Raw genomic sequence first — 11,455 nt, forward strand, 5'->3', positions numbered from 1 at the left:
TTGATGCCAGTGGCGGAAGGCGGGACGGCTACTGCACCTCGTAGCCGACTTCCTCGCTGGCATGGCAGAGCGCCTTCCAGAACGAGCGGGCGAAGGAGCGGAAGACATAGATGTCGAACTGGTCGGCGCCGGTGCGCTGGATCTGCGCAAAGACGTCGTGATGGGTGGTCGAACGGCCGGCGCCGATAGGGAAGGCGGGCAGCGCGAAGTCGATGGCGAAGAATTTCGCCAGCACCCATTCGGCCTTCGGTCCGGCGATGCGGATGGCGGTGCGGCCATGCGACAGGTCGGTGATGGTGCCGATGGCCGGGGTGACGTCCCTGGCAAAGGCCGATGCCAGGCCCTCGGCCTCGTCGACGACGGTGAATTTTCCCGGCGCGAAGCCGAAGACAGCCTTGCCGTCCTTGGCGACGCCGCCGCCGGCGCCGTCGGGCAAAGCGAGGCCGGTGACCTTGCGGATCGCCTCAATCAGTTGCTTTTCCGCGCCCGGCCATGCGGCGAGCTGCAGGATCGAACCGGGCCGGGTCTCGGTCAGGATGACATCGACGCCATGCTCGAAATTGCCGTGCGAACCCGGATGGAACACCGGCTCGAGCGGCGAGAGGCGCTCAGGTAGTGGGCGTTCGGGTGATTGGCGCTCAGCCATGCATGCGGCTCCCGTCCGGGTCGTAGAAATGGTTGGAGACGATCTCGACCGGCCCGAAGCGCTTGCGCAGCGGATCGGAGACAAACGCACGGGTCCCGTGCCTGGCCTTGCCGCCCTCGACTAGGGCCAGCGCGATGTGCTTGCCCAGCGCCGGCGAATAGCAGCAGGCGGTGATGTGGCCGATGGAATCGTGCGGATTGGCCTCGTCCAGTTCCTCGACGATATGCGCGCCGCCGTTGAGAGGCCGGTTGTCGAGCGAGACCAGGCCGACCAGCTGCAGCCGGTCGGGCGCGATCAGGCCTTCGCGGTTCATCATCGCCGAGCCGATGAACGGCTTCTTCTTGGACAGCATCCAGTCGAGATGCAGGTCGCGCGCCGTGGTGCGGCCGTCGATCTCGGCGCCGGTGACATGGCCTTTCTCGATGCGCATCGTGCCCAGCGCTTCCAGCCCATAGGTCACCAGGCCGAACGGCTTGCCGGCCTCGACAAGCGCTTCCCAGACATGGGTGCCGTAGCCGGCGCCGGAATAGACCTCGAAGGCCATTTCTCCAGAGAAGGACAGCCGGCAAATCATCACCGGTACGCCGGCAATCTGGCCGCGCACGATGCCCATGAAGGGCAGGGTCGTATTGTCGACCGCTGTACCGGAAACGCAGGCGGCAAGGATGTCCCGCGCCTTCGGTCCGCCGAGAGCGGCGCCCGCCCATTCGTCGGTCACCGAGGTGACGTGCACCTTAAGCTCCGGCCAGATCACGTCGAGAAAGTATTCCAGATGCTGCATCACCTTGCCGGCGTTCGCCGTGGTGGTGGTCATCAGGAAATCCTGTTCGCCGAGCCGCCAGGTGGTGCCGTCGTCGAAGGCAAGCCCGTCTTCGCGCAGCATCAGCCCGTAGCGCGCCTTGCCGACGGCAAGCGTCGAAAACATGTTGGTGTAGACGCGGTCGAGGAATTCGCCGGCGTCGGGTCCCTGCACGGCGATCTTGCCCAGCGTCGAAACGTCGACGATGCCGGCGCTCTCGCGCGTCGCCCTGGCTTCGCGGACATAGGCCTGTTCGATCGTCTCACCGGCAAGGCCGTAGATCATTGGCCGATACCAGAGGCCGGCGGAATACATGGCCGCGCCGTTGGCGAGGTGCCAGTCATGCATCGGCGTCAGCCGCTCGGGTTTCAGGTCGCCGAAGCGTTCGGCGGCGAGCGAGCCGATCGACACCGCAGAATAGGGCGGGCGGAAACGTGTCGTGCCGACTTCGGGGATCGGCTTGCCCAGCGCCTCGGCCATGATGGCGAGGCCCGGCACGTTGGAGTTCTTGCCCTGGTCGGTCGCCATGCCGAGCGTGGTGTAGCGCTTCAAATGCTCGACAGAGACAAAACCTTCGCGATGCGCCAGCCGCACGTCTTCGGCGGTGACATCATGCTGGAAATCGACGAAGCTTTTGCCTTTTGCCTTGATCTCGAACACCGGCGCCGGATCGGGATTCCCCGGTGCTGCTTCGACATCCGGCAAGGCTGCGGGCGCACCTGTTGCACCTGCTGCCGAAAAGCCGGCGGCGCGGCCCTCAGTGATGGCTTCGACGGTCGAAAAGCTGCCGTTGAAAGCGCCGGCGCCACTCCATTGCCGAGTCGGCTTAGGGGGCAGGAAGGCCTGGCGGTCGGCGTTCCACTCGGCCCTGGCGCCGGCTTGGCTGGCGAGATGGATGGTCGGCGACCAGCCGCCCGACATCAGCAGGCAATCGGCGTGGATGCTGCGGGCGTCACCGCTGAGCGCGCCCGAGGTCATGTCGAAGCGCTGCACCTTGAGGCCGGAGAGCGCCTTGCCGCCTTCGGTGGCGACCACGGCATGGCCGGAGAGGATTTCGGCTTCGGCCTCGGTGGCGAGGCTGCGCATTTCGGCCGAAAGCTCGGGGCGCACATCGACGATGGCGACAATAGCGGCCCCGGCCTTCCTCAGCGCCAGCGCCGAGCGATAGGCGCTGTCATTGTTGGTGAACAGCGCGATCCTGTCGCCGGGCAGCACGCCATAATCACTAACATAGCGCTCGGCGGCATGCGCCAGCATGACGCCCGGCCGGTCGTTGCCGGGGAACACAAGCGGCCGCTCGAATGAGCCGGTGGCCAGCACCACCGTTTTGGCGCGGATCGCCCAGTAGCGATGGCGCGGCTCGCCCTTGCCGGGCGTTTCCTTGTGGTCGGTGACGCGCTCGAGCGCGGCTAGCGTGTTGCCGTCGTAATAGCCCCACACCGTGGTGCGCGGCAGCAGGCGGACCGTGTCATGGCCTTCGAGCTGGCTGACGGCGCGCGCCGCCCAGTCGGCGGTCGGCGCGCCGTCGATGGCCTCGCCGGACCAGTTGGCCGAGCCGCCGAAACGCGGCTCGAGTTCGGCCAGGATGACGCGCGCGCCCTGGTCGGCAGCGGCCTTGGCGGCTGACAGGCCGGCCGGGCCGGAGCCGACCACCAGCACGTCGCAAAACGCGTTCATGCGCTCGTAGCGCGAGGTGTCGGCGGCAATACCGGCGCGGCCCAGGCCGGCGGCGCGGCGGATGAAATGCTCGCAGAACATCCAGAAGCGGGTGCCTTTCAGGGGGCCGAAGACAGGGCCCATGAAGGTCTTGTAGTAGAAGCCGGCGGCCAGGATCTTGCCGCCGAGTTGGTTGACGGCGTTGATGTCCCAGGCGAGCGAGGGAAAGCGGTTCTGGCTGACGGCCACCAGCCCGTCATAGATCTCGACCATGGTTGCGGCGATGTTGGGCTCGCGCACTTCGCCGCGCAGCACCGTCACCAGCGCGTTCGGTTCCTCGACGCCGGCCGAGAGCAGGCCGCGCGGGCGGTGGTATTTGAATGAGCGGCCGAAAAGCGTGACGCCGTTAGCAAGCAGCGCCGAGGCCAGCGTGTCGCCGGCATGGCCGGTGTAGGGCGTGCCGTCGAAGGTGAAGCGGATGGTGCGCAGCCGGTCGACGCGGCCGCCGGTCTCGGTGCGGCGCGGGCTCACGACTTGCCTCCGGCTTTGTGCCGGGCGGCGGCATTGTGGTCGCCGCGGGCGAAACCGGTGCTGGAAATCTCATGCGTGACCGTGTTGCGCACCATCCTCAGATGGGTGCGGCAGCCGCCCGAATGCTGCCAGATCTCATTGTGGTCGCCGGCCGGGTTCAGCCGATCGTAGACATAGGCGTTCCAGGCGTCGAGGTCCTGCGAGTTGGGCTGCGGGCGCTCGCGGTTGCCGTCGCCCTGATAGGTGAACTCGATGACGTCGCGCGGGCCGCAATAGGGACAAGTGATAAGCATTTGTTTGAACCCTAATGCAGCCGGGGCGTTGCGCCCTGGCCCTTGTCGTCAATCACTAGGCCGCGATAAAAACGGTCGAGCGTGAACGGCGCGTTGAACGCGTGCGGTTCGTCCTTGGCGATGGTGTATGCGAAGCACCAGCCCGAGGCCGGCGTCGCCTTGAAGCCCCCATAGCACCAGCCGCAGTTGAGATACATGCCGGGCAGCGGGCCGGTGGTGATGATCGGCGAACCGTCCATTGACATGTCGCAGACGCCGCCCCAGGAGCGCAGCATGCGTACACGCGCAAGGCCGGGAAACAGCGCCAGCATCTCGCTCATCACCTCATCGACGATGGGCAGGTTGCCGCGCTGAGCGTAGCTGTTGTAGCCGTCGATGTCACCGCCGTAGACGAGGCCGCCCTTGTCGGACTGCGACATGTAGAAATGACCCATGCCGAAGGTCAGCACCGTGTCGACGAAAGGTTTCAGCGACTCTGTCACGAAGGCCTGCAGCACATGGCTCTCGATCGGCATCCTGTCGATGCCGGCAAGCTGCATCACCCGTCCGGTGCTGCCGGCAACGGCCACGGCAACTTTCTTGCCGCGGATCTCTCCGCGCGTCGTCTGCACGCCGGTGATGCGGTCGCCGTCGCGCAGGAAGCCGGTGACCTCGCAATTCTCGACGATGTCGACGCCGCGTCGGTCGGCGCCGCGGGCATAGCCCCAGGCAACCGCATCGTGACGGGCGGTGCCGGCGCGCGGCTGCATCAGGCCGCCGACGATGGGAAAGCGCGCGGAGGCCGACATGTCCAGCGCCGGGACCAGGCGCGCGATCTCGGCGGTGTTCATCAGCTCGGCATCGACGCCGAGGTGGCGCATGGCGTTGCCGCGCCTTGCCAAGTCGTCGAACTGGCCCGGCGTGTGAACCAGGTTCAGGCAGCCGCGCTGCGAGAACATGACGTTGTAGTTGAGGTCGTGCGAAAGGTTCTCCCACATCTTCATCGAATGTTCGTAGAAGCGGGTGTTGGACGGCAAAAGGTAGTTGGAGCGCACCGCCGTGGTGTTACGGCCGACATTGCCGGAACCCAGCCAGCCCTTTTCCAGCACCGCGACATTGGTGATGCCGTGCTCCTTGGCCAGATAGTACGCCGTCGACAGGCCGTGGCCGCCGCCACCGATGATGATGACGTCATAGGAAGCCTTGGGGTCGGGCTTGCGCCAGGCCGGCTTCCAGTCCTTGTTTCCCTTGAGCGCGTTCGTGAGAAGCGAAAGGGCTGAATATTCCGCCATTCTTCATGCCATCCCTAGAGCATGATGCCGAAAAGTGTGAAGCGGTTTTCGGACGACATCATGCTCTATATCTTTGATTTCTAGAGCCGGAAGGTTTCAGGTCGGACAGACCTGAAACCTTCCGGCTCGGCGCGATGCGGCAGACTATAGAGCAGGCGGCGGGCGCAAAGCCAAGATTGCGCCATGGCTTTTCGACTGGCCGACTCCCGCAAGGCGCCCAACTGCGATGACTTCGCCACGACTTGCCCCACGGGATGAGCGTCTCTATCAAGGACCGCTTTAGAAGCGGCCTTGCCGCCCTTTGAGTCGCCACCATTATGCTTTTTCGCTTCTTTCGCCTGATCCTGGTCCTCGCGCTCGTTGCCTTGGCGCCGCATTCGTTCGGCGCGATGGCGCAGGGGCTGGGCCAGGCGCCTGCCGGGCTGGTCGCCGACCAGCAGAAAATCCTGCAGGGTTTGACGACGAAAACCGACGCTCTGGAGAAGAAAGTCCAGGAGGACGGCGTCGACGACACCACCCTCGTCGAGATCCGCCTGCAGCTGGAAGAGCTGTCGCGCGCTGCGCTGAACAGCGCGCTGGCGTTCCGGTCCCGGCTGGGGGAGATCAATTCGAGGCTTGAGCAGCTTGGTGCGCCCCCGGCTGCCGGACAGCCGCCTGAACCGGATATCGTGACCGGCGAGCGCCAGGCGCTGGCGTCGGAAAAGGCGGAGATCAACGCCGTCATCGCCGGCGCGCAGAACCTGTCGATCCGCATCAATGCGCTGATCGAGAAGATCGGCAATATGCGCAGCGAGCTGTTTCGCAGCGGGCTGACCAAGCGTTACGTGCTGTCCGATGCACTGAGCCCGCAAGTGTTTTCCGACGCCAGGGACGAATACGCCAATTTTTACAGGGCGGTGTCGTCCTGGCTGAGCTTTGCCTTCAAGTTCAAGTTCCAGGCGATGCTCGCGGCGACCCTCATGGCGCTCGCGTTGGCCGTGGTGCTTCTGGTCGGTGGGCGCCGCCTGTTTGGGCGCATCTTCGAGCCCGACGCGTCGGTTGAAGATCCGACGTATCTCAGCCGCCTGTCGGTGGCGTTCTGGTCGACTTTGCTGCCGACGCTGGCGGTCAGCGCCTTCCTCGCCTCGACGGTGTTCCTGTACAATTACTACAATGTGCTGCGCGGCGACATAGGCGTTTTCCTCAACGCTCTGGCAGCCGTCATCGCCATAGTGTTCTGTGTCAACCGCCTGACCAATGCGGCGCTGTCGCCCAGCATGCCGAACTGGCGCCTGATCCAGGTCGAGACCGGCCCGGCGCGTTGGCTGGTGCGGCTGACGACGGCCATGGCAGTCGTCATCGGCATCAACAATTTCCTGTCGATCGTCAACGACAAGATGGGCTCGCCCCTGTCGCTGACGGTGGCCAGGAGTTTTGTCGCCACCGTCATCGTGGGCGTCATCCTGATCCTTATGGCGCTGCTGAAGCCTTACAAGGATGCCGACCGGCGCTGGCGCCCCTGGCCGGCCTGGCTGCGCTACACCTGTGTCGCGCTCGGCCTGTTCACGATTGCGGCGGCGCTGTTAGGCTATATCGGTCTTGCCATCTTCGTCTCGTTGCAGGTCGTGGTCACCGGCACCATCCTGCTCACCGCCTATATCGGCTTCCTGTCGGCACGCGAGATCGGCGAGGAGGATGGTTTCGCCGGCACGTCCATCGGGCGCTGGCTGAAGACCAATTCCAGCTATGAGGACACCGCGCTCGACCAACTCGGCCTCGTCGTCAGCGTCGCCATCAACCTGATGATCGTGCTGGTGTTCCTGCCGCTGATCCTGTTGATGTGGGGCTTCCAGCCCGGCGATATCCAGGCCTGGGGCTATAAATTGGCGACAGGCGTCACCGTCGGTTCGGTGACGATTTCGGTCACCGGCATCCTCACCGGAATCGTCGTCTTCATCATAGGCTATTTCCTGACCCGCTGGTTCCAGGGCTGGCTCGACGGCTCGGTAATGGCGCGCGGCAAGGTCGATACCGGCGTGCGCAACTCGATCCGGCTGGCGGTCGGCTATGCCGGCGTCGCGCTCGCTGGGCTCGTCGGCATCTCGGCGGCGGGCATCGATCTCTCCAACCTGGCGCTCGTTGCAGGCGCACTCTCGCTGGGTATCGGCTTTGGCCTGCAGAATGTCGTGTCCAACTTCGTGTCCGGCCTGATCCTGCTCGCCGAGCGGCCGTTCAAGGTCGGCGACTGGATCGTCGCCGGCGACACATCAGGCACGGTCAAGAAGATCAGCGTGCGCGCCACCGAAATCGAGACCTTCCAGCGGCAATCGGTGATCCTGCCCAATTCGAACCTCATCAACAACGCCGTCGGCAACTGGACGCACCGCAACAAGCTCGGACGTGTGGAGATCAAGGTCGGGGTCGCCTATGGCAGCGACGTCAAGCGGGTACACGCGGTCCTGCTTGAGATTGCGCGCGGCCATGCGCTGGTGCTGAAGAACCCGGAACCCTTCGTGCTGTTCACCAATTTCGGGCCGGCAGCACTCGAGTTCGAGATCCGCGTGTTCCTGGCCGATGTGCTGAACGGCGCCATCGTTCAGAACGATATCCGCTTTGCCGTTCTCGATGCTTTTGACGCCGAGCACATAGAAATCCCCTCGACGCCGCGCGCCGAGGTCAAGGTCAAGAAGACCGACGCATGGCCGATCGACGACGACAAGATCGAGGTCGAGTTCGCCGAGAAGGAGCAGGCGGAGGCCAGAGCCGCCGCCGAGGCGAAGCGGCTGGCCAAAACTGGTCGCAAGGCCCGCAAACCCGATCCCAGCTAAGGCCCCAAGCTCCTCCCAAACCAATTGCGGCATGAATGCGGCATTCAGTTGCGGTTCAGCTTGCATCTCATATAAGCTCACATGCAAAGGCGAGAATGCCTTGCGAAATGCAACAGAGGCGGTGTGGAAACACCGATATTGCAAAATGTGGAAGTCGCTCGTCGTCGCCATCGCTCTTACCGCAGCGAGTGGCTCGGCCTTTGCCGCCAGCGCGGTCAACAAGGATGCTGAGACCCGTACGCTGATCGTGACGGAAGGCGGCGGCAAGACGGAACTGGCGTTGGCCGCCGGCGAAACCGTGGAATTCTGCCCGAACGGCTGTTTCGTCACCTTGCCCAATGGTGACCTCGAGGCCCTGACCGGCTCGGAAACGGTCGAAATCTCGGGTGGCGTTGCCCGCATCAAGTAAAGTCGGCAAGCAGCTCTTGCAGAGGCCGGGCAATGCCCGGCCTTTTCTCGTCTACGGCAACGGTTGCTTAACGATGACGAGGGAAATACCCCGGCGCATATCCGTTGCAACCAGACGTTTTAACGTTCGTTGCGCCGTTGCTCGCTATGCCGGATACCCAGACGCCGAAACGTGGCGCGACGGGTTTTTGAGCTGGGCAGGAAAGATATGGATGCGCGGTCGGACAAGAACGCAATCCCGCTTGCGGTCGACCTCGACGGCACGCTGATTGCGACCGATCTTCTTTGGGAAGGCCTGTTCATCCTGCTCAAGAAGAATCCGCTCTATGTTTTCCTGGTTCCGTTCTGGCTGGCCGCCGGCCCGGCGCGGCTGAAACAAGCCATCGCCGACCGCATCGACATCGATCCGGCCTCGCTGCCCTATCGCGAAGCGCTGCTGCAGCGGCTGCTCGCCGACCATAGCGACGGACGCAAGATCGTGCTGGCGACCGGTACGCCACGCAAGTTCGCCGAGACGATCGCCGCGCATCTGGGCGTCTTCGACTATGTGCTGGCGACCGACGGTCCCCACAACATGACCTCGGGCCGCAAGCGCGACGCGCTCATCGCCGCCTATGGGGACGGCGGTTTCGACTATGCCGGCAACAGCCGGCACGACCTCAAGGTTTTCGGAGCCGCACGCAACGCCATCGTCGTGGCGCCCGACCGCCATGCGAAGCGCTGGCAGGCCGCGCATAGCGCCGAAAGGATGCCGGCGCCGAAAGGGACATTGAAGACATACGTCAAGATGCTGCGGGTGCATCAGTGGCTGAAGAATTCGCTGATCGCGGTGCCGATGGTGCTGTCGCATGAATACTTCAACATCAACATGATCTGGCAATGCCTGCTGGCGTTCGTCTCCTTCAGCGCCGTGGCTTCCGCCATCTACATTCTCAACGATTTCTTCGACCTTGCGCTCGACCGCAAGCATCCGACCAAACGCAACCGGCCTTTCGCCAGCGGCGCTTTGTCGATCCCGTTCGGTCTCGGCGCGATGGCGGTGCTGCTGGCGATCGGCATTGCCGCCGGGCTTCTGTTGCCGATCGAGTTCCTGGGCGTGCTCGCCGGCTATCTGGTGGTGACCACAGCCTATTCGCTGTCGTTCAAGCGCATGCTCCTGGCCGACGTACTGACGCTGGCGGGGCTCTACACAGTGCGTGTGCTGGCAGGTGCTGCGGCGACCGGGGTCGAAGTCTCGTTCTGGCTGCTTGCCTTCTCGATTTTCTTCTTCCTGTCGCTGGCGCTGGTGAAGCGCTATGTCGAACTGCGCACCACAGCCATTCCGGTGGGCGAGCGCATTGCCGGTCGCGGCTACCGCATCGAAGATCAGGAGATCGTCGCCCAGGCGGGCATGGCGTCGGCCTTCTCCTCGGCGCTGGTGCTGGCGCTCTACATGGACAGCGTCTCCGTGCGCGAACTCTATCCGCATCCCTGGCTGGTCTGGCCGCTGGCGCCGATCGTGCTGTATTTGACCATGCGGGTCTGGATCCTGGCGCGCCGCAACGAGATGAATGATGATCCGGTCATCTTCATCATTCGCGACTGGCGAAGCCAGATCGTCGTGGTGATCGGCGCCGCCCTTCTGGTCGCGGGAGGCTGGTAGGGCATGGCCGGCGAACGGTACCGGAGTTTTGGCTTCGCCACGCCGGCCGCAAAGCGAGCCATCGCGGCCGACGATGCCATCGCGCTGATGCGAAGCGGCAAGGCGACAAAGAACGCTCTGCTCGCCTATGGCAATGGCCGCTCCTACGGTGATTCCTGCCAGAACGAGCCAGGTGCGGTCGTGGACATGCGGCCGCTGAACCGCATCGGCGCCTTCAATGCCGAGACCGGCCTGCTCGAGGCGGAGGCCGGCGTGTTCCTCTCCGATATCATTGCGCACACTGCACCTTACGGTTTCTTTCCGACTGTGGTCCCAGGCACCCAGTTCGTCACCCTTGGCGGCGCGATCGCCAATGACGTCCATGGCAAGAACCATCACCGGCGCGGCACCTTTGGCTGCCATGTCGAGTCGTTCACGCTGCTGCGCTCGGATGGGCGGACCTACACCTGCTCGGCAACCGACAATGCAAGGCTGTTTGCGGCGACGATCGGCGGCATGGGGCTGACCGGCCTGATCCTGTCGGCCTCGATCCGGCTGATGCGGGTGCATTCGCTCGATATCGCCGAGAAGGTAACGCGGTTTGCCGATCTCGGCGAATTCTTCGAACTGGCCGAGGCCGCCGACCAGGCCAATGAATATGCCGTCGCCTGGATCGACCAGCTTGCCGGCGGCCATGGCCGCGGGCGCGGCCTGTTGTTGACAGGCAATCATGCCGAGTATGGTTCGCATGCGGCGTCTCGCGCCGGCTCCCGTTTTTCAGTGCCGTTCCAGCCGCCGTTCAATGTGCTCAACCGGCCGTTCCTCACCGCCTTCAACGCCGCCTATCGGTGGAAGAAGGGGCGCTCGCCGGGGCCGAGCCAAACCGGCTACCAGGGCTTTTTCTTTCCGCTTGATGGTGTCGGCGACTGGAATCGGCTGTATGGCCCGAAAGGTCTCTACCAGCACCAGAGCGTGGTGCCGGAAAATGTCGCGCGTCAGACCGTGCCGGCGCTGCTCGAGGCGGCGCGACGGGCCGGGCAGGGCTCTTTCCTCACCGTGTTGAAGCGCTTCGGCTCGATCCGCTCGCCGGGGCTGCTGTCCTTTCCGCGGCCAGGCTTCACGTTGACGCTGGATTTCCCCAATCGCGGCGACAGGACGCTGGCCCTGCTCAGCGAACTCGACCGCATCACGGTCGCGGCCGGCGGCGCGGTCAACCCGTACAAGGATGCGCGCATGGGCGCTGATACTTTCGCGGCCTCCTTCCCGAATTGGCAGCGGCTTGAAGCGCTGCGCGACCCGGCGTTCGTGTCCAGTTTCTGGCTGCGGACGGCGAAAAAGCTCAACGACCGGCCAGGGCGTGTCAAGGCAGCTGAATAGGTACAATCCGAATAAGTCATGGTTAATAGATCGTAAGTTCCGTGGT

General features: G+C 64.2%; 8 protein-coding genes. 4 read left to right on the forward strand and 4 right to left on the reverse strand.

Features of this window, described 5'->3' with window-relative positions; all coding sequences use genetic code 11:
* Positions 1-28: 28 nt before the first annotated feature.
* From NKI31_RS15220 to NKI31_RS15235, 4 genes are read right to left on the reverse strand one after another with little or no spacing between them, the layout of a single operon-like run.
* On the reverse strand, positions 29-646 hold the full coding sequence (locus tag NKI31_RS15220) for a sarcosine oxidase subunit gamma (RefSeq protein WP_352651978.1): 618 nt from the start codon (positions 644-646) through the stop codon (positions 29-31).
* Entirely contained in the window at positions 639-3,632 is a 2,994-nt protein-coding gene (locus NKI31_RS15225) for a sarcosine oxidase subunit alpha (protein WP_352651979.1), read from the reverse strand. Before NKI31_RS15225 ends, NKI31_RS15220 begins: the two co-directional genes overlap by 8 nt.
* A complete protein-coding gene (locus tag NKI31_RS15230) occupies positions 3,629-3,925 on the reverse strand; it encodes a sarcosine oxidase subunit delta (RefSeq protein WP_023670367.1) in 297 nt (98 codons plus the stop codon). The genes NKI31_RS15225 and NKI31_RS15230 overlap by 4 nt, the downstream gene beginning before the upstream one ends.
* An 11-nt stretch (positions 3,926-3,936) precedes the next feature.
* Complete coding sequence (locus tag NKI31_RS15235) at positions 3,937-5,196, reverse strand: sarcosine oxidase subunit beta family protein (protein WP_352651980.1); 1,260 nt, start codon at positions 5,194-5,196, stop codon at positions 3,937-3,939.
* 317 nt (positions 5,197-5,513) lie between these two features.
* On the opposite strand from NKI31_RS15235, the gene NKI31_RS15240 reads away from it, so the two are divergent.
* The 4 genes from NKI31_RS15240 to NKI31_RS15255 all read left to right on the forward strand — a co-directional run bounded on the left by NKI31_RS15240 (position 5,514) and on the right by NKI31_RS15255 (position 11,409).
* Entirely contained in the window at positions 5,514-8,003 is a 2,490-nt protein-coding gene (locus NKI31_RS15240; RefSeq protein WP_352651981.1) for a mechanosensitive ion channel family protein, read from the forward strand.
* 145 nt (positions 8,004-8,148) lie between these two features.
* Positions 8,149-8,412 carry a hypothetical protein gene (locus NKI31_RS15245; protein ID WP_023670370.1) on the forward strand — a complete coding sequence of 88 codons (264 nt, stop codon included), beginning with the start codon at positions 8,149-8,151 and terminating at the stop codon, positions 8,410-8,412.
* A gap of 207 nt (positions 8,413-8,619) precedes the next feature.
* On the forward strand, positions 8,620-10,053 hold the full coding sequence (locus tag NKI31_RS15250) for a UbiA family prenyltransferase (protein WP_352651982.1): 1,434 nt from the start codon (positions 8,620-8,622) through the stop codon (positions 10,051-10,053).
* A 3-nt stretch (positions 10,054-10,056) separates the two neighbouring features.
* Positions 10,057-11,409 (forward strand): FAD-binding oxidoreductase, encoded by a 1,353-nt coding sequence (locus NKI31_RS15255; RefSeq protein ID WP_352651983.1) that lies wholly within the window; start codon positions 10,057-10,059, stop codon positions 11,407-11,409.
* Positions 11,410-11,455: the final 46 nt, after the last annotated feature.

Origin of the sequence: Mesorhizobium sp. M0659 (assembly GCF_040320605.1) — a bacterium.
Taxonomy (GTDB): domain Bacteria; phylum Pseudomonadota; class Alphaproteobacteria; order Rhizobiales; family Rhizobiaceae; genus Mesorhizobium.

Bases quoted from the DNA above. Each gene is read 5' to 3' on its own strand.
- NKI31_RS15220 (WP_352651978.1), bottom strand. From the start codon at position 646: ATGGCTGAGCGCCAATCACCCGAACGCCCACTACCTGAGCGCCTCTCG.
- NKI31_RS15230 (WP_023670367.1), bottom strand. From the start codon at position 3,925: ATGCTTATCACTTGTCCCTATTGCGGCCCGCGCGACGTCATCGAGTTC.
- NKI31_RS15235 (WP_352651980.1), bottom strand. From the start codon at position 5,196: ATGGCGGAATATTCAGCCCTTTCGCTTCTCACGAACGCGCTCAAGGGA.
- NKI31_RS15240 (WP_352651981.1), top strand. From the start codon at position 5,514: ATGCTTTTTCGCTTCTTTCGCCTGATCCTGGTCCTCGCGCTCGTTGCC.
- NKI31_RS15245 (WP_023670370.1), top strand. From the start codon at position 8,149: ATGTGGAAGTCGCTCGTCGTCGCCATCGCTCTTACCGCAGCGAGTGGC.
- NKI31_RS15250 (WP_352651982.1), top strand. From the start codon at position 8,620: ATGGATGCGCGGTCGGACAAGAACGCAATCCCGCTTGCGGTCGACCTC.
- NKI31_RS15255 (WP_352651983.1), top strand. From the start codon at position 10,057: ATGGCCGGCGAACGGTACCGGAGTTTTGGCTTCGCCACGCCGGCCGCA.